The organism is Sphingomonas sp. AP4-R1, assembly GCF_013113735.1.
Classification (GTDB): domain Bacteria; phylum Pseudomonadota; class Alphaproteobacteria; order Sphingomonadales; family Sphingomonadaceae; genus Sphingomonas_I.
On record NZ_CP053346.1, the window covers coordinates 821,943 to 839,781 of the forward strand.

At 67.1% G+C, this 17,839-nt stretch carries 18 protein-coding genes; 2 read left to right on the plus strand and 16 right to left on the minus strand.

Going from position 1 to position 17,839, the window contains the following annotated elements:
• Positions 1–4: 4 nt before the first annotated feature.
• The 7 genes from HL653_RS04005 to HL653_RS04035 all read right to left on the minus strand — a co-directional run bounded on the left by HL653_RS04005 (position 5) and on the right by HL653_RS04035 (position 7,896).
• On the minus strand, positions 5–1,528 hold the full coding sequence (locus HL653_RS04005) for a hypothetical protein (protein WP_171743369.1): 1,524 nt from the start codon (positions 1,526–1,528) through the stop codon (positions 5–7).
• Positions 1,525–2,991, minus strand: coding sequence for a hypothetical protein (locus HL653_RS04010; RefSeq protein WP_171743370.1), 1,467 nt, complete (start codon positions 2,989–2,991; stop codon positions 1,525–1,527). The genes HL653_RS04005 and HL653_RS04010 overlap by 4 nt, the downstream gene beginning before the upstream one ends.
• A 201-nt stretch (positions 2,992–3,192) precedes the next feature.
• On the minus strand, positions 3,193–4,590 hold the full coding sequence (gene lpdA / locus HL653_RS04015) for a dihydrolipoyl dehydrogenase (RefSeq protein ID WP_171743371.1): 1,398 nt from the start codon (positions 4,588–4,590) through the stop codon (positions 3,193–3,195).
• 44 nt (positions 4,591–4,634) lie between these two features.
• Positions 4,635–4,967: an acyl-CoA thioesterase gene (locus HL653_RS04020; RefSeq protein WP_171746764.1), complete on the minus strand. Its 333-nt coding sequence runs from the start codon at positions 4,965–4,967 to the stop codon at positions 4,635–4,637.
• A gap of 56 nt (positions 4,968–5,023) precedes the next feature.
• Positions 5,024–6,301 (minus strand): pyruvate dehydrogenase complex dihydrolipoamide acetyltransferase, encoded by a 1,278-nt coding sequence (locus HL653_RS04025; protein ID WP_171743372.1) that lies wholly within the window; start codon positions 6,299–6,301, stop codon positions 5,024–5,026.
• Between the two features lie 100 nt (positions 6,302–6,401).
• Entirely contained in the window at positions 6,402–7,223 is an 822-nt protein-coding gene (dapD, locus tag HL653_RS04030; RefSeq protein ID WP_171743373.1) for a 2,3,4,5-tetrahydropyridine-2,6-dicarboxylate N-succinyltransferase, read from the minus strand.
• 7 nt (positions 7,224–7,230) lie between these two features.
• Positions 7,231–7,896, minus strand: a complete 666-nt coding sequence (locus tag HL653_RS04035; protein ID WP_171743374.1) for a pyrimidine 5'-nucleotidase — start codon at positions 7,894–7,896, stop codon at positions 7,231–7,233.
• A gap of 87 nt (positions 7,897–7,983) precedes the next feature.
• On the opposite strand from HL653_RS04035, the gene HL653_RS04040 reads away from it, so the two are divergent.
• Together HL653_RS04040 and HL653_RS04045 are read left to right on the plus strand one after the other, a co-directional pair.
• Positions 7,984–10,329, plus strand: coding sequence for a S8 family peptidase (locus HL653_RS04040; RefSeq protein WP_171743375.1), 2,346 nt, complete (start codon positions 7,984–7,986; stop codon positions 10,327–10,329).
• A 117-nt stretch (positions 10,330–10,446) separates the two neighbouring features.
• Positions 10,447–11,022 (plus strand): PEPxxWA-CTERM sorting domain-containing protein, encoded by a 576-nt coding sequence (locus tag HL653_RS04045; protein WP_171743376.1) that lies wholly within the window; start codon positions 10,447–10,449, stop codon positions 11,020–11,022.
• A gap of 115 nt (positions 11,023–11,137) precedes the next feature.
• Here HL653_RS04045 and HL653_RS04050 read toward each other — a convergent pair whose 3' ends face one another.
• The 9 genes from HL653_RS04050 to HL653_RS04090 all read right to left on the minus strand — a co-directional run bounded on the left by HL653_RS04050 (position 11,138) and on the right by HL653_RS04090 (position 17,763).
• A complete protein-coding gene (locus tag HL653_RS04050) occupies positions 11,138–11,491 on the minus strand; it encodes an iron-sulfur cluster assembly accessory protein (protein WP_171743377.1) in 354 nt (117 codons plus the stop codon).
• 190 nt (positions 11,492–11,681) lie between these two features.
• Complete coding sequence (locus HL653_RS04055; protein ID WP_171743378.1) at positions 11,682–12,167, minus strand: SUF system Fe-S cluster assembly protein; 486 nt, start codon at positions 12,165–12,167, stop codon at positions 11,682–11,684.
• Positions 12,164–13,324, minus strand: coding sequence for a cysteine desulfurase (locus tag HL653_RS04060; protein ID WP_253717979.1), 1,161 nt, complete (start codon positions 13,322–13,324; stop codon positions 12,164–12,166). Before HL653_RS04060 ends, HL653_RS04055 begins: the two co-directional genes overlap by 4 nt.
• A gap of 143 nt (positions 13,325–13,467) precedes the next feature.
• A complete protein-coding gene (locus HL653_RS04065; protein WP_171743379.1) occupies positions 13,468–14,202 on the minus strand; it encodes a SufD family Fe-S cluster assembly protein in 735 nt (244 codons plus the stop codon).
• The gene (gene sufC, locus HL653_RS04070) at positions 14,199–14,942 is read right to left on the minus strand and encodes a Fe-S cluster assembly ATPase SufC (RefSeq protein WP_171743380.1); all 744 of its coding nucleotides are present in this window, start codon (positions 14,940–14,942) and stop codon (positions 14,199–14,201) included. Before sufC ends, HL653_RS04065 begins: the two co-directional genes overlap by 4 nt.
• Complete coding sequence (locus HL653_RS04075; RefSeq protein ID WP_171743381.1) at positions 14,929–15,297, minus strand: hypothetical protein; 369 nt, start codon at positions 15,295–15,297, stop codon at positions 14,929–14,931. Before HL653_RS04075 ends, sufC begins: the two co-directional genes overlap by 14 nt.
• On the minus strand, positions 15,294–15,782 hold the full coding sequence (locus HL653_RS04080; RefSeq protein WP_171746766.1) for an endonuclease domain-containing protein: 489 nt from the start codon (positions 15,780–15,782) through the stop codon (positions 15,294–15,296). Before HL653_RS04080 ends, HL653_RS04075 begins: the two co-directional genes overlap by 4 nt.
• On the minus strand, positions 15,782–17,254 hold the full coding sequence (gene sufB, locus HL653_RS04085) for a Fe-S cluster assembly protein SufB (RefSeq protein ID WP_171743382.1): 1,473 nt from the start codon (positions 17,252–17,254) through the stop codon (positions 15,782–15,784). Before sufB ends, HL653_RS04080 begins: the two co-directional genes overlap by 1 nt.
• Positions 17,254–17,763: an SUF system Fe-S cluster assembly regulator gene (locus HL653_RS04090; protein WP_171743383.1), complete on the minus strand. Its 510-nt coding sequence runs from the start codon at positions 17,761–17,763 to the stop codon at positions 17,254–17,256. The genes sufB and HL653_RS04090 overlap by 1 nt, the downstream gene beginning before the upstream one ends.
• Between the last annotated feature and the right edge of the window lie 76 nt (positions 17,764–17,839).

A 17,839-nucleotide genomic window follows, 5' to 3' on the forward strand; every position in this document is an offset into this window, starting at 1 on the left:
CGGCCTATTCGCCCTTGCGCGCCAGCGCGGCGTTCATGCCATAGTCGGCCGGGAGCGTGCCGGAGCAGCCGCCCGCGCGCACGAACAGGCACTGATCGGGCAGGAGCGGAAGAGTGCGCTGCTTTCGCCGCGCCTTGTTGCTCACATAGCAGTCGATCCGCCGATAGCCGGGACCTAGCAGCCCCACTCGATCGGATGAGGTGATCGCCGCGTTGAAGGCGCCGCCCAGCCGGCGCACATCGCGATACGCCTCGGGCTGGTCGAACACGTAGATCGGCACCGCGCGATCGAAATAGGCATAGCTCGCCTGCAGCGCATTGAGCGGCTGGACGAAGGCGAGCCCGCAAATGCCCGGCACGTCATGCGCCGCGCGCATCAGCCGGATCACCCTCTTGTTAGAGGCCCAGGTGTCGTTGGCCGGGGCCGTCGCGATCGCCGCCGTGGTGAACAGGAGCAGCGCCACGCCACCGATCGGCAGCCAGCGGCGCGCACCCGGCCGCCGCGCGACCAGCAGCGCCAGCGCATCGCCCAGCCCCACGCCCGCCAGCAGCCACACCAAAGTAATCGAGAGGAAAAGGAAGCGATATTCCTTGTGCGGGATCACCGCATGGATCGCGACATTGGCGAGCGCGATCAGGGCCACCGCCGGCATCCGGCGCGCGCCGATCGCGGCGAGCGCCAGGATCGGGATCGTCGCCCAGCCCCACACGCGGATCTGGTTGGCGGCATACCAGAGCGGCGGCTCCACCCCGTAGAAAGCGCTCTTGTTCTCGACGAGGTTGATCCGGAAATTCTCGATCACCCAGCGGAACGGCACCGCCCCCTGCGCGAGATCGGCCAGCCCGTCGATCGCCAGACCCGCCACCCCGCCGCCGATCAGCATCAGCCAGCGGCGCAGGTCGAGCCGGCAGCCGATCAGCGCGATGAGGCCCAGCACCGGCGCCAGTTGGAAGCGGACGGCGAAGGCCAGCCCGAGCAGCAGGCCGCCGAGGAGGAAGCGTCGGCTCCCCTGCCCTTCGCGTGGCAGCAGCAGCCACAAAGCGGGCAGCACCAGCACCGGCGCGAGACTGTCCGACAAGGCGCGCGCGGCGAAATAGACGAGGTCGAACGCCGTCGCGAGCACCAGCCCGGCGACGAGCCCGTGCCAGCGCGAGATGCGCAGCGCGAGCGCCGTCCCGTAACCGACGATGACGAGCGACAGCAATGTCATCATCACCCGCAGCGGAAGCAGATAGTGGAGGCTCTCCGGCCACAGCAGCTTGCCCGCCGCGATCGGCCCGGTAAGGAATGTCGGGATCAGCCAGGTGCGGATCCCCACCCGATATTCCCACGGCACGATCGTCCAGCCGGTGACGAGGCCATGCGCCGGCTCCAGATATTGCCACGCCTCATCCGGGTGGTGAAACAGCTCCCAGAAGACGAGCGGCAGGCGCAACAGCAGCGCCACCGCGATCACGATCCACAGGATGCGCCGCGAATCGAGCGCGAGCGCCGGCGGCGAGGCCGACAGCCGCGACGACCGGGTCATGCCGCGCCCGACAGGCGGCCGAAGACCGGATAGGGATAAGGCTCGGGCGGCAGCACCACCCGCGCCGCGATTCCGATCAGGCAGATCGCCGTCACCAGCGCCACCCCGATCCGCCACCGCCGCCGATCCAGCGCGTCTGCCGACACGAGCAGCACCAGCGCCAGCGCGGAGGCGACCATCGACCAGAGATGATAGCGCAGGTCGCTCGCGATGCTGACCACGCCGTAGCTCGCGCTCATCACGATCGCGGAGAAAGCGAGCGTCGCGCCCAGCGCGGCGACCGGCGAGCGCACCTCGCGCACCGCGCCGAGCAGGGCGATCGCCAGCGCCAGCCACGTGACCGGCCAGCCCAGCGGCGTCACCGCGACGAAGGCGGCCGCGCCCACCAGCGCCTTGCCGGCCGCGCTCGGCGGCGCGCCCAGCCCGACCTCGTTCTTCTCCGATCCGGCGGGCGGCGCGGCATCGGCTTCGCCCGTGCCGACGAGGAAGCGGATGTTCGAATTGAAGTGGCGCAGGCGATGCTCGGCCCATGCCACCGGATGCGTCACGACGAGGCGCAGCCACAGTTTGATGATCGGGCCGCCGCTTGGATAATGGAAGGCGATGGCGTCGCCCAGCGGCTCGCACTGGCTGGGCATGCCGTACGGATTCCAGAAATAGGGCGTGTAGCAGGCCTTGCGCTCGCCCTCCCGCCACTGTCCGGGCTCCGCCCCCGGCACGTCGGGAAGCCTGGCATGATGCGCGATGCCGACGACATCATAGAGCGGCAGCGTGCGCTCCACCTTCGACGATCGCGCCTGCAGCACCCCGTGATTGATCAGCGGACCCACCACCAGCACGGCGAGGATCGCGGCCAGCATCAGCGCGCCGCGCGTCCACCACGCCCGCACGCCCAGCCAGCCGAACAGGGCCAGCCCCAGCGGCACCGTCGCGAACACGGCATTGCCGCGCACGAGGGTAGCGTAAGCAAGGAGGACGAGGATCGCCCCTGCCGCCCAGCGCGGCAGGCCGCGCCCGGCAAAGCGGACATGCGCGGCGAGGCCGGTCGCGGCGACGAGGCAGGAGGCGAGCTGCGCGTCCTTCAGCACCACCGTGTCCCACCCGACGAACAGCGGGAAGGCGCCGACCGCCAGCACCGCCCACGCCGCCCCGCTCCGGCCCGTGCGCGCGAGGGCCGCGGCGAGCAGGCCGAGCCCGCCCCACCACAGGGCCTGCTGCAGAATCAGGAAAGGCGGCGTGCCCGGCCAGACATGGATCAGCAGCGCCCAGGTGCGCGCCATGATCGGCGGGTGCCAATCCTCGAAATCGCCCGACAGCGCCTGCTCATATTGGGAGATGGTGTCGTACATCGCGACACCCGGCCAGCGCGCGGCCAGCGCGGCGAGACAGAGCAGCAGGGCGGCGAGCGCCACCGCCGCGGCGGAGCCGGCCCGGCCTTCCCCGGCCGGACGCGTATCGGTCATCGTCGACATTCGTGCCACCCGCTCTCGCCCCATCTCGCCCCGCCCCGTCGACCGCGCTCCGGACGGGCGCGTTTCGGGGCCGTCGGGCAGCACGGCAGCGAGCGCGGATATTGCGTCCGGGAGAATCCCGCAATGGCCACGAAAAAGGGAGGGGAATTGCGTCCCCTCCCTCTCGATATCACCGGCCCTTCCGGGCCCCGATCACATGTGCAGCTGGCGACCGTATGCGGCCAGAACCGCCTCATGCATCGTCTCGCTGATCGTCGGATGCGGGAAGACGGTTTCCATCAGCTCCGTCTCGGTTGTCTCCAGCGTCTTGCCGATCGTGTAGCCCTGGATCATCTCGGTCACTTCCGCGCCGATCATGTGCGCGCCCAGCAGCTCGCCGGTCTTCGCGTCGAACACGGTCTTCACGAAGCCTTCCGGCTCGCCCAGCGCGATCGCCTTGCCGTTGCCGATGAAGGGGAAGTTGCCGACCTTCACCTCATAGCCGGCTTCCTTCGCCTTCGCCTCGGTCAGGCCGACGGAGGCGACCTGCGGGTGGCAATAGGTGCAGCCCGGAATGTTGCGGACGTCCATCGCATGCGGATGCTTGCCCGCAATCGCCTCGACCGCGATCACGCCCTCGTGGCTCGCCTTGTGCGCGAGGAACGGCGGCGCGGTGACGTCGCCGATCGCGTAGAGGCCGTCCACGTTGGTCTTGCACGAGGCGTCGGTCACGATGTGGCCGCGCTCCATCTTCACGCCGAGCGTCTCCAGGCCGACATTCTCGGTGTTCGGCGCGATGCCGACCGCCACGATCACATGGCTGAAATCCTCGACGGTGACCTTGCCGTCCTTGCCCTTGATCGAGGCCTTGATGCCGGTGGCCGTCGTCTCGATCTTCTCGACGCCGGTGGACGTCAGGATCGTCATGCCCTGCTTCTTGAACGCCTTCTCCAGATGCGCGGAGACGTCCTTGTCCTCCACCGGCACGATCCGGTCGAGCATCTCCACAATGGTGACCTTGGCGCCCATGTCGTTGTAGAAGCTGGCGAACTCCACGCCGATCGCGCCCGATCCGATCACGAGCAGCTTGGTCGGCATCTCCGGCGGAGTCATCGCGGTGCGATAGGTCCAGATGCGCTTGCCGTCCGCCTTGGCGAAGGGCAGGTCGCGCGCCCGCGCGCCGGTGGCGACGATGATGTTCTTGGCTTCGAGGTCGGTCTTCTTGCCGTCCTCGGCCGTCACCGTCAGCTTGCCCTTGGCCGTGAGGACTCCGGTGCCCATGAAGACGGTGATCTTGTTCTTCTTCATCAGGTGCGTGACGCCCTGATTCAGCTGCTTGGCGACGCCGCGCGAGCGCTTCACCACCGCCGCGATGTCCGCGCTGATCGCGTCGGCGGCGAGGCCGTAATCCTTCGCATGCTGCATGTAGTGATAGATTTCGGCCGAGCGCAGCAGCGCCTTGGTCGGGATGCAGCCCCAGTTGAGGCAGATGCCGCCGAGCAGCTCGCGCTCGACAATGGCGGTCTTGAGGCCCAGCTGGGCCGCGCGGATGGCCGCGACATAGCCGCCGGGGCCGGAACCGAGGACGATGAGATCGAAGGCGTCGGCCACTTTACTGTGCTCCATCAGTCTTGAGCGGACGGGGGTCGCCCGTCCTAGTCAGCCAGCGGGCGCGGGCGCCCGTCATTGTCGATCGCGACGAAGGTGAAGGTCGCATGCGTCACGCGATATGTGTCTTCGGAGGCGCGCTTGCGAGCCCAGGCGGAGACATCGATCTTCATCGAGCTGCGCCCCTGCGCCACCACCTCGGCATAGACCGAGATGACGTCGCCCACCTTCACCGGCTTGTGAAAGGTCATCCCGTCGAGGGCGATCGTCACCGCACGACCCTGGCTGTGCAGGGCGGCGACGGTGCCGGCGGCCGAGTCCATCTGGCTCAGCAACCAGCCACCGAAGATGTCGCCATAGGGATTGGTGTCGGCCGGCATCGCCACCACCCGGACAGCGGGCTGTCCGGGCGGGGGGATTTCGGCCTCGGCCTGGCTCAAGCCAGCATGCCCAGCGGCGCCTCGACCAGGCGCTTGAAGGCGGCCATGAACTTGGCGCCGTCCGCCCCGTCGATCGCGCGGTGATCGAAGCTGCCGGTGGCGCTCATGATCGTGGCGATCTGGACAGCGTCATTGACGATGTACGGCCGCTTCTCGCCCGCGCCGATCGCCAGGATCATCGCCTGGGGCGGATTGATCACGGCCTCGAACTGCTTGATGCCGAACATGCCCATGTTGGACAGGCTGGCCGTGCCGCCCTGATATTCGTGCGGCTGCAGCTTGCCGTCGCGCGCACGCTCGGCAAGATCCTTCATCTCGGTCGCGATCAGCGAGACGGGCTTGGTGTCCGCGCCCGTAATGATCGGCGTGATCAGACCGCCCGGAATCGACACCGCCACCGAAATGTCGGCGCGCTTGAACGAGGTCAGCGTGTCGCCACCGAACATCACGTTGCAGGCGGGCACTTCCATCAGCGCCACGGCCTGCGCCTTGATCAGCAGATCGTTGACCGAAAGCTTGATGCCGCGCGAGGCGAGGCCCGCATTCAGCTGCTCGCGCAGCTTCAGCAGCGCGTCCAGATTGATGTCCACCGTCAGGTAGATGTGCGGAACGGTCTGCTTCGATTCGGTCAGACGGCGCGCGATCGTCTTGCGCATGTTCGACAGCTTGGACGTCTCGGCGGGGATGCCCTCGGGCGCCACGGCCGGAGCCGCGACGGTGGCCGGCGCGGACGCTGCGGCGGCAGGAGCGGCAGCGGCGGGCGCCGCGCCGCTCTTGCCGGCCAGATCGGCCTTCACGATTCGGCCGTTCGGGCCGGAGCCGGCGACGGCGCCGAGATCCACGCCCTGCTGCTCGGCCAGGCGGCGGGCGAGCGGGCTCGCCTTCACGCGGGAGCCGTCGCTGGCGGGCGGCGGCGCGGCCTTGGGCGCATCCGCCTTGGCGGGTGCGGCCTCGGCCTTGGCCGGGACCGGATCGGCCTTGGGGGCGGCGGCGGGCTCGGCCGCCTTGGCGGCCGGGGCGGAGGCGTCCTCGCCCTCGGCCGCGATGATGGCGATGACAGCGCCGACCTTCACGCCGTCCGTGCCTTCGGCGACGAGCAGCTTGGTGACGGTGCCTTCGTCGATGGTTTCAAACTCCATCGTCGCCTTGTCGGTCTCGATCTCGGCGAGGATATCGCCGGACGAAACCGTATCCCCTTCCTTGACCAGCCACTTGGCGAGAGTGCCTTCCTCCATCGTCGGAGAAAGGGCGGGCATCTTGATCTCGATCGGCATCGGCAAACCTTGGATGGGGAAGGGCTTGGCGGAAGGGGCCTGTCTTTCGGATTTCAGCGCAGGCGGGTCAAGGGTAACCGGTGTCGGTCACCACAATCTCTCAATCGCGCAACAATTCGTTTATCCCGGTTTTCGAACGGGTCTGCGCATCGACGCGCTTCACGATCACCGCGCAATAGAGGCCGGGGCCGCCCTTCGGATCGGGCAGGGTGCCCGGCACGACCACCGAATAAGCCGGCACGCGGCCGCGAGTCACTTCGCCGGTCGCGCGATCGACGATCTTGGTGGAGGCGCCGAGATAGACGCCCATCGAGACGACGGCGCCCTCTTCCACGATCACGCCCTCGGCCACTTCGCTGCGCGCGCCGATGAAGCAATTGTCCTCGATGATGACGGGATCGGCCTGCAGCGGCTCCAGCACGCCGCCGATGCCGACGCCGCCCGAAAGATGCACGTTGCGGCCGATCTGCGCGCAGGAGCCCACGGTCGACCAGGTATCGACCATCGTGCCCTCGCCCACATAGGCGCCGATATTCACGAAGCTGGGCATCAGCACGCAGCCCTTGGACACATAAGCGCCCTTGCGGACGACGGCGCCCGGAACGGCGCGGAAGCCGGCGGCGCGGTGCGCGGCCTCGTCCCAGCCCGCCCACTTCAACGGCACCTTGTCGAAGGCCGGGCCGCCCTGCTCGGCACCGATCACCATATTGTCGTTCAGGCGGAAGGAGAGCAGCACCGCCTTCTTCAGCCACTGATTCACCGTCCAGCCGGCGTCGCCCTTCTCGGCCACGCGATAGGCGCCCGAATCGAGACCCGCGATCGCCGTGTCCACCGCATCCCGCACTTCGCCCCTGGTGGCGAAGGAAAGGGTGTCGCGCGCCTCCCAGGCGGCGTCGATGGCCGCGGCCAGTTCGATCGTCATATTGGTGTCAGTCCTTCACTATTGCGGCGAGCCAGGCGCCGAGATCGCCGGTCCGATAGTCGATCCAGTCGCCCGCGCCCAGTTCCCCCACCTGCTCCGATCCATTGTCGATCCAGAGGGTGGTGATGCCGTGGTCCTTGGCCGGTTTCAGGTTGCGCGCCATGTCGTCCGCGAACAGCGCGCGGGTGGGATCCACGCCGAACGACTCGATCATCGACGCGTAGGAATGGGCGCTCGGCTTGGGCTGATAGGCGCAGGCGTGAATGTCGTGGATCGCCTCGAACGTTTCCGACAGGCCGATTCGCTCGAGCACGCGGCGCGCATAAGGCGCATCGCCGTTCGTGAAGATCAGCTTGCGGCCGGGCAGCGCCGCGAGCGACTCGATCAGCCGGCGATCCTCCGCCAGCACGTCCATCTCGATCGCGTGGACATCCTCCAGGAAGTGATGCGGATCCACTTCGTGGAGCGTCATCAGGCCCGAGAGCGTCGTGCCATGCTCGCGAAACAGCTTTTTCTGGAGCTGGTAGGCCGCCTCGCGATCGAGGCCGGCGGTGCGCGCCACATAATCGGTCATGCGCTGGTCGATCAGGCCGAACAGGTCACACGTCGCCGGATACAGCGTGTTGTCCAGATCGAAGATCCAGGCGTCGATATGGTCGAGGGCGGGCAGCATCGGGAGGCGCGTTGCTAACCCTCTCGCAATACTCACGCAATATGAAGCGGCTTCGTTGTCATGGTAAACGGGGCATTGAGGGTAAAGATGGTGGTGCGGGGGAACAGGGCGCGTTGGTGTCTGGCGGCGGCTCCGCTTGCGTTGCTCGCCGGCTGCGGCGGTGGCGGCGGCTCGGTCAGTTCGACCCCGACGCCCACGACGACGCCGACAACGACCACGACCACGACTCCCACGACGACCGTCACCACGACGCCGACGACAACGAACACCACCCCGACGACGACACCGACGCCGACCGTCATCAATCCGGTCGCCTCGCCCACGGCGCCTGCCGCCAATTACAACGATTCCCAATATCAGATCTCGAACGCCGCGACCGACATCAGCGCGATCACGGCCTATAATGCGGGCGTGAACGGCAATGGCGTGACGCTGGCCGTGGTCGACAGCGGCCTTACGGCGGTGGGCACCGAATTCACCGGGCGCATCTCCAGCGCCAGCCGCGCGTTCGGCGGCAACACCACGATCGACGATACGGACGGGCACGGCACCGCGATCAGCGCCATCGCCATCGCCGCGCGCAACGGCAGCGACATTCAGGGCATCGCCTGGGGCGCGAGCGTATTGGCGTTGCGCGCCGACACGGCGGGCACCTGCGGCACCACCGACGGCTGCAAGTTCGCGGACAGCACGCTGGCGACGGCGGTGGATTATGCGCGCACCAACGGCGCCAAGGTGATCAACCTTTCGCTCGGCGGCTCCTCGCCCAGCGGGCAGCTGGCGCAGGCCATCCAGCGCGCCACCTCGGCCGGGATCATCGTCGTCGTCGCCGCCGGCAATGACGGCACGGCCAGCCCCGACGCCTTCGCCCAGATCGCCTCGTCGACCGCCGCCAACGGCCTCGTCATCATCGCCGGATCGCACGACGCCACCGGCGCCATCTCGTCCTTCTCGGACAAGGCCGGCACGTTCGGCCAATATTATCTGACGGCGCTGGGCGAACGCGTGCGCTCGTTCAACCAGAGCGGGCAGGACTTCCTCTATTCGGGCACCAGTTTCGCCGCCCCCGCCATCGCGGCGGCCGTCGTGCTGCTGGAGCAGGCGTTCCCGACGCTCACCCCGGCGCAGATCATCGATATCCTCTACAAGAGCGCCACCGATGCCGGCGCGACCGGCACGGACGACGTCTATGGCCGGGGCCTGCTCAATCTCGCCAAGGCCTTCCAGCCGATCGGCACGGCCAGCCTCGCCGGCAGCGCCGTTCCCGTCACCACCGCCGATGCGAGCGTCATGTCGTCCGCGATGGGCGATTCGAATCTCACGACCAGTTCGGTCGGCTCCGCGATCATCCTCGACAGCTATGGCCGCGCGTTCAACATGCCGCTCGCCACGCGCACCTACCGCGCCGGCGGCGGCCGTCCGCTGCGCGAGGGCCTGCGCAGCGATCTGATGACGCGCAACACCGATCTCGGCCCCGTCTCCGTCTCGACGACGATGGCCCCGCGATTCGACGACGCGCCGTGGCAGGGCTTCGGCCAGCGCGGATTCGCCGCCAACGAGGAGCGCGTCCGCCCCACGTCGGGCACGATCATCAGCCGCTTCTCGCCCGGCTTCGTCACCGGCATGGCGTTCGGCGAGGGCGCCGCCTCGCTCTCGTCGCGCATGGGCGACACCGGTGGACAGGGCAGCTTCCTCTCCGCCCGCGCGCCCGCTTACGGCACCGATATGGCCCGCCGTCCGCAATTCGCGCTGGCGATGCGCCGCACCGACGGCGGCCTCGATTTCCACATGGAGGCCGAGCAGGGCCGCCTCGCCCGCCTGCTTCCCACCGATACGCTGGAGCCCGCCTACAGCCAGATGCGCGTCGGCGTCGGCCGCAGGCTCGGTCGCCTCGCGATGACCGCCTATCTCGGCACGCTGCGCGAGGCGCACAGCCTGCTCGGCGCGCGGCTGGCCCCCGCGCTCGGCTCGGGCGGCGCCATGACGCGCTTCATCGACATGGATGCGCGCCTCGATCTGGGCGATGGCTGGTCCGCCAATGGCAGCGTGCGGCGCGGCTGGACGCAGGGCCAGAGCGGCGGGATCCTCGCCTCGGCCGATCTGCGCAGCATGGCCGCCTCGCTCGGGCTGGTGCGCGAGCGCGCCAGCAACCGCATCGGCCTGCGCTTCGCCTTGCCGACGCGCGTGACCGGCGGCGGCCTCGGTCTGATCGTGCCGACCAGCTACGATTATGAAACCGGCGCGGTCGGCTATGACAGCCGCTTCGTCAGCCTCGCCCCGCAGGGTCGCGAGAGCGACATGGAGGCCAATGCCGGCCTGCGCGTCGGCGACGGCTGGCTGGAGACGAACCTGTTCTGGCGCCGCCAGCCCGGCAACATCGCCGCCGCCCCGGACGATATGGGTGCGGGCCTGCGTTACAATCTGCAGTTCTGAGCCATAAAGCGCGGCCGGGAGTCACCCGGCCGTCATGCAGCACCGTTAACATCTTGGTAAGGATCGGTTTTCGTTTCGGAAACATAACGTTTCCGGCCGGTCCCATGGGGTGCCTGCATGAAATGGAAGTCGCTCGTCGCGTTCGCCGCTCTGTTCGGTGGCGCCCACGCCGCTGATGCCGCGCTGCTGCTGTATCAGCTCGAGGGCACGGTCCCCGGCAAATATACCGCCTCGTTCACGCTCGATACGGATCGCGTGCCCAGCATTTCGATTCCGAACAATTCGGTCCGCTACAATGGCGTGCCGATCACGTTCACGCGCCCGAACAGCACGGTGGTGGAAACCGCCGCGTACAGCAATTCGGGCCCGACCTTCTCGGTCCTGACCAGCCAGGGCGGTGTGTTCCTCGGTTATCTCGGCGGTTTCCCGACCCAGTTTTCCGTCTATGGCCCGCAGCTCTTCACGGGCACCACGACGGCCCCCGTTTTCCTGACCGGCACGTTCGGTCTGTCGGACATTCCGCGCAACCGCACGACCGATCCGATCCAGGTCAATTACACGCTGACCGTCACCGACATTTCCAGCGCGGTGCCCGAGCCCGCGACCTGGGCGATGATGCTCGTCGGCTTCGGCGGCATCGGCACGGCCATCCGCCGCCGCACGATCACGACGCGCGTCTCCTCCGCCGCCTGATCGACACCAGCCCCGGAGCGATCCCAGCCGCTCCGGGGCCTATCGACAGCGCGCCTGAGGCGCGTCGCGGCACCGGCTATCCGAAATGCGATCTTCCTCGCATTTCGCAAAAAACTTATACCGTGAAGCTCTCGCCGCAGCCGCAACTGCCCTTGGCGTTGGGATTCTGGAAGACGAAGCCGGCGGTGAAATCGTCTTCCACCCAGTCCATCGTCGATCCGATCAGATAGAGGATCGAGGCGCCGTCGACATAGAAGTCGCCGCCGGGCGTCACGATCTTCTCGTCGAACGGATCGGCCGCCGTCACATAATCCACCGAATAAGCGAGGCCCGAGCAGCCGCGCCGCGGCGTGGAGAGCTTCACGCCCACCGCACCCTCGGGCGCCTGCGCCATGAGCGCGGCGATGCGTCCCTCGGCCGAAGGCGTGAGGTTCAGGGCCGCAGGGCGGGGACGGGCAATGGTCGCCATCTCATCAAACTCCGTTCGTGCTGAGCGAAGTCGAAGCACGGGCTTCGAACGATTCACCTGCAGCACGTCCTTCGACGTAGTTTACCCTGAGCAACGCCGCAGGCGGCGTCGAAGGGCTCAGGACGAACGGGATATAATCCCGATCGCCTCATTTTCATCCGGGCCAAAGTACTACTTTGGCCCGATCATATCACAGCATTCCGAGTTCGAGCTTGGCCTCGTCGGACATCTTCTGCGGATCCCACGGCGGATCCCAGACGAGGTTCACCTCGGCCGATCCGACCCCCGGCACCGCGCCGACGCGCAATTCCACCTCGCCCGGCATCGATTCCGCCACCGGGCAATGCGGCGTCGTCAGCGTCATCGTCACCACGGCATGCGCGTCCGCGATCTCGACACCATAGATCAGGCCGAGATCGTAGATGTTCACCGGAATCTCGGGATCGAAGATTTCCTTCAACGCCTCGATCACGCCTTCGTATAGCGCGCCGCCCGGCTCGCCGCCCGACAGCGGCACCGGCTTTTCCGCGAGGAAACCGCTCAGATAATCGCGCGGGCGCTCCGCCCCAGTCTCCGCCGGCGTATCCGCCTCGGCCGCATCGTCGACGCGCGCCTTGGGCGGCGGCGCCACCGAGGCGACCTCCTCGATCTGGAAGGGGGTGTTGTCGTCGCTCATCCGAAAATCCGCCTTACCCGTTCGATACCCTTCACCAGCGCCGCCACGTCGGCCGGGCCGTTATAGACGCCGAAGCTGGCCCGTGCCGTCGCCGGCACGCCCAGCGTCTCCATCAGCGGCTGCGCGCAATGGTGCCCCGCGCGGATCGCCACCTGCCCTTCGTCGAGGATGGTGCCGATATCGTGGGGATGAACCCCCTCGATCGCGAAGCTGACGATGCCGGCCGAATCCTCCGGCCCAAAGAGCGTGACGCTGTTGATGTCCGCCAGCGCCGCGCGCGTCGCCGTCACCAAAGCCGTCTCGTGCGCGTGGATCGCATCCAGCCCGATGCCGTCGACATAATCGATCGCCGCATGCAGCCCTAGCGCGCCGACGATATGCGGCGTGCCTGCCTCGAACCGCGTCGGCGGCGGCGCGAACGTCGTCTTGGCGAAGGTGACGCGATCGATCATCGATCCGCCGCCCTGATAAGGCGGCATCGCCTCCAGCAGTTCCGGCCGCGCCCACAGCACGCCGATGCCGGTGGGGCCATAGAGCTTGTGCCCGGAGAAGACGTAGAAATCGCAGCCGAGCGTACGGACATCAACCGCCAGCCGCGCCACCGCCTGGCACCCGTCGACCAGCAGTTTCGCGCCGACCTTGTGCGCCAGATCGGCGGCCCGCTTCACATCGAGCACCGAGCCCAGCACGTTCGAGACATGCGCCAGCGCGACGAGCTTGTGCTGCGGCGTCAGCATCGCCTCGACCGCGTCGAGATCGATCCTGTGATCGGCCGTCAGCGGCGCGACATCGATCGCCACGCCCGTCCGCTCGGCCATCAGCTGCCACGGCACGATATTGGAATGATGCTCCAGCTGGCTCAGCAGGATGCGATCGCCGGCCTTCAGCTGCGTGCCGGCCCAGCATGTCGCGACCAGATTGATCGCTTCAGTCGCACCGCGCACATAGACGATCTCGGCCGCAGAGCCCGCGCCGACGAACTTGGCCACCCGCTCGCGTGCCGCCTCATAAGCGAGCGTCATGTCCGCCGAGCGCTGATAGACGCCCCGATGCACGGTCGCGTAGGTTTCGCCATAGGCCCGCGCGATCGCGTCGATCACGGGGCGGGGCTTCTGCGCCGTTGCCGCCGTATCGAGATAAGCCCAGCCCGCCGGGATCGCCGGAAAATCGGCGAGGACGTCGAGCGGAGCCGCCCCTGTTCCACCGTTCGTCCTGAGCCTGTCGAAGGACGTGTTCCGGGCGATATCCCCTGCAGCCCGTGCTTCGACTTCGCTCAGCACGAACGGATCCGTGGGGGCACTCACAGCATCGTCTCCAGCGCCTTGTCGATCGCCGCGTCGAAACGCTCCGCCTCGGGCGTGCCCTCGAACAGGCCGCCCACGAACGCGCGCAGCAGCAACGTCTTCGCCTCGGCCGGCGGCAGGCCGCGCGCGGCCAGATAGAAGAGCGCCTCGCGATCCAGCTCGCCGACGGTGGCGCCATGCGCGCACTTCACGTCGTCCGCGAAGATTTCCAGCTCGGGCTTCAGGTTCGCGGTCGCGGTGCGATCCAGCAGCATCGCCTTGGCGGACTGGGTCGCATCCGTCTTCTGCGCGCCGCGCGCGACGGCGACCTTGCCGAGATAGGAGCCCACAGCCTTGCCGCCCAGCACCGCGCGCACCGTCTGCGCGCTGGTGGCATTGGGCTCGGCATGGGTGACGCGGGTGACGATCTCGTGCGTCTCGGCGCCACCGCCGACGATCGCGCCGGTCAGTTCCAGATGCGCACCCTCGGCCAGGGTCGCCTTCACGAACACGCGGCCCAGCCGCCCGCCCGCAATCGCGATATGCACCGTCGCGGTCGCGCCCGCGCCGATCGCGATCTCATGGTCCTCGATCGTGACAGCGCCCTCGCCCGCATCGATCAGGATCGGCAGCGCGAACGCCTCGCCCGGCGCCACGACATGGGCGTGCGTCGCGACCGGCCACACGGTCGCGACCGCCTCCAGATCGCTGTAGCGCCATGTCTCGTCGCGCTTGGTGGGGAGCGTGGTCACGCCGCGATGTCCTTATAGCCCTCGCGCTCCAGCTCCAGCGCAAGCTCCGGGCCGCCCGAGCGGACGATGCGCCCGCCGGCCAGCACATGGACGAAATCCGGCCGCACATAATCCAGCAGCCGCTGATAATGGGTGATTAGCAGCACGGCCTTGTCGGGGCGGCGCATGATCCGGTTGATGCCGTCGCCCACCGCCTTCAGCGCATCGATGTCGAGGCCCGAATCCGTCTCGTCGAGGATGGCGAGCTTGGGATCGATGATCCCCATCTGCACCATCTCGGCGCGCTTCTTCTCGCCCCCCGAAAAGCCGACATTGACGGGGCGCTTCAGCATCTCGGGATCGAGCCCGATCTCGCTCGCCTGCGCGCGCGCCACCTTCAGGAATTCGCCACCCGAAAGCGGCGCCTCGCCCCGACCCTTGCGCTGCGCATTCAGCGCCTCGCGCAGGAACTGGAGGTTGGACACGCCCGGAATCTCGACCGGATATTGGAAGCCCAAAAACAGTCCGGCGGCGGCACGCTCATGCGGCGCAAGCTCCAGCAGATCGACGCCGTCGAACGTGGCCGAGCCTTCCGTCACCTCATAGCCCGGCCGCCCCGACAGGACATAACCGAGCGTGGACTTGCCCGCCCCGTTCGGCCCCATGATCGCATGCACCTCGCCCGCATTCAGCGAGAGCGAGAGGCCCTTGAGGATCTGTTTGCCGTCGATTTCGGCGTGGAGGTTTTCAATTTTGAGCATTTTTATTCCGATTCCGACGCGCGTTAATTACCTCAGCCGCCACGTCTTCCGACAAATCTCGATCCATGCCGACCAGCCGCGCATGAGGATCGTAGGTATAGTAAGGCGACTTTGGATTATCTGCATCTGCAGCCGAATGCGCGGCAGATCCCGCTATACTCAGTTCTAAGATCAATCGATCGCTGCGGCATTCAGAGCGCGCAGCAAGCTCGATCGACGCAACAGCCTCTCCCGTCAAAGCATTCTCTCTGGCAAAAGAGATCACGCATTCCCGAAAGGGGGCAAACGCAGTTTGGTCTTTTTCCCAAGGCCCGGGAACCTCCGCCTGGAGAGCCAGAAGAGCGAAAAACATCACCCCAAGCCCCCCTCAAAGCTCACCCCCGAAAGCCCCTCCCCTTCAGGGGAGGGGTTGGGGTGGGGCCGCGCGGCAAGCGCCACGCCGACATGGGCCAGCACGCCCTCCATATTCCGCATCACCTCGTCATTGGTGACCCGAACCACGCGATAGCCAGCCTCTCCGAGTGCGGCATCGCGCCGCGCATCAGCCGCCGGATCGACATGGGTGTCGCCATCCACCTCGACGATCAGGCGCGCAGCGGGGCAGACGAAATCGGCAATGTAGCTGCCGATCGTGGCCTGCCGACGGAATTTCCATCCGCCGAGCTGGCCATTGCTGAGGTGGCGCCACAAACGCTTCTCGGGTTCGGTGGGATTGCGGCGCATCTCAGCGGCGCGCTCCTGCAAGTCAGCGATGCGCCCAGCCGAGAGGCCCCACCCCCGGCCCCTCCCCTGAAGGGGAGGGGTGTTGAGGCGTTTCGCATCGTCGCGCTCGGTCAGCATCACCCGACCGAGCCTTCCAACGAAATCCCCAGCAGCTTCTGCGCCTCGACCGCAAACTCCATCGGCAGCTGCTGCAGCACTTCCTTGGCGAAGCCGTTGACGATCAAAGCCACCGCCGCTTCCTGATCCAACCCGCGCTGCATCGCGTAGAAGAGCTGATCGTCGCTGATCTTGCTCGTCGTCGCCTCATGCTCGATCTGCGCGCTCGGGTTGCGCACCTCGATATAAGGCACGGTATGCGCGCCGCACTGGTCGCCCAGCAGCAGGCTGTCGCACTGGGTGAAGTTGCGGACATTCTCCGCCGTCGGCCCCACGCGGACGAGGCCGCGATAGGTATTTTCCGAGCGCCCCGCCGAAATGCCCTTCGACACGATCGTCGAGCGCGATCCCTTGCCGAGATGGATCATCTTCGTGCCGGTATCGGCCTGCTGGCGATTGTTCGTCACCGCCACCGAATAGAATTCGCCGACGCTATTCTCGCCCGCCAGCACGCAGCTGGGATATTTCCAGGTGATGGCGCTGCCCGTCTCCACCTGCGTCCAGCTCACCTTGCTGTTCCGCCCCTGGCAGAGCGCGCGCTTGGTGACGAAATTGTAGATGCCGCCCCGGCCCTCGCTGTCGCCCGGATACCAGTTCTGCACGGTCGAATATTTGATCTCGGCATCGTCGAGCGCGACCAGCTCCACCACGGCGGCGTGCAGCTGATTTTCGTCGCGCATCGGCGCGGTGCAGCCTTCGAGATAGGAGACGTAGGCGCCCTTGTCGGCCACGATCAGGGTCCGCTCGAACTGGCCCGTATTCGCCGCATTGATGCGGAAATAGGTGCTCAGTTCCATCGGGCAGCGCACGCCCTCCGGCACATAGACGAAGGTGCCGTCCGAGAAGACTGCCGCATTGAGCGCCGCAAAATAATTGTCGTGGATCGGCACGACCTTGCCCAGCCACTTGCGGACCAGATCGGGGAATTCCTTCAGCGCCTCGCTGATCGAGCGGAAGATGACGCCCGCCTGCTCCAGCTCCTTGCGGAAGGTGGTCGCGACCGAGACGCTGTCGAACACCGCGTCCACCGCGATCTTGCGCTGCGGCTGATCGCTCTCGACGCCCGCGAGCAATTTCTGCTCCTCGATCGGGATGCCGAGCTTCTCATAGACGCGCAGGATTTCGGGATCGACCTCGTCGAGCGAGCCGAGCTTCGGCTTCTCCTTGGGCGCCGCATAATAATAAGCGTCCTGATAATCGATCGGCGGGACATCCAGCTTCGCCCAGTCCGGGCTCTCCATCGTCAGCCAGTGACGATAGGCCTTCAGGCGATAGTCGAGCATCCACTCCGGCTCGCCTTTCTTGGCCGAGATGAAGCGAACCGTCTCTTCGGAGAGACCCTTGGGCGCGAACTCCTGCTCGATGTCGCTCGTGAAGCCCCATTCATAGGCCTTCTCGGCGGCGGCGATCGCATCTGCGTTGCGGGTAGCCATTATGCGGTGACCTCCACGCCGTTCGTGCTGAGCGAAGTCGAAGCACGGGCTTCAAGCGATTCCCCCTCAGCACGTCCTTCGACTTCGCTCAGGACGAGCGGAGAGGAATGGGCACTACCCAACTTTGCCAAACTCACCTCACCTAAAGCCTTCCGCATCGCTTCATTCACAACTTCCCAGTGCGGCTTCACCTGACAATGGCGATCCAGCCCGCAATCCTGCTTGCCCTGCTCGACGCAGGCGGTCATCGCGATCGGGCCTTCCACCGCCTCGACGATATCGGCCAGGCTGATCGCCTCGGCCGGCCGCGCGAGGCGGAAGCCGCCGCCCGTGCCGCGCGAGGACACCAGCAGACCGGCCGCCGAGAGCTTGCCGACCAGTTTCTGCGCGGTCGGCAGCGGCACGCCCGTCTCGTCCGACAGCAAAGTCGCGGTCAGCCGTGCCTCGCCGTGGCGCACGGCGGCGGCGAGCATCACGACCGCATAATCGGCAAGGTTGGAAAGGCGCATGAGTCCAATCGGAGTGATTCGTTCCGATTGGGCAGATAGGCGCACGCGCCGCAGGGTCAAGCGCCGAAACCGGCTT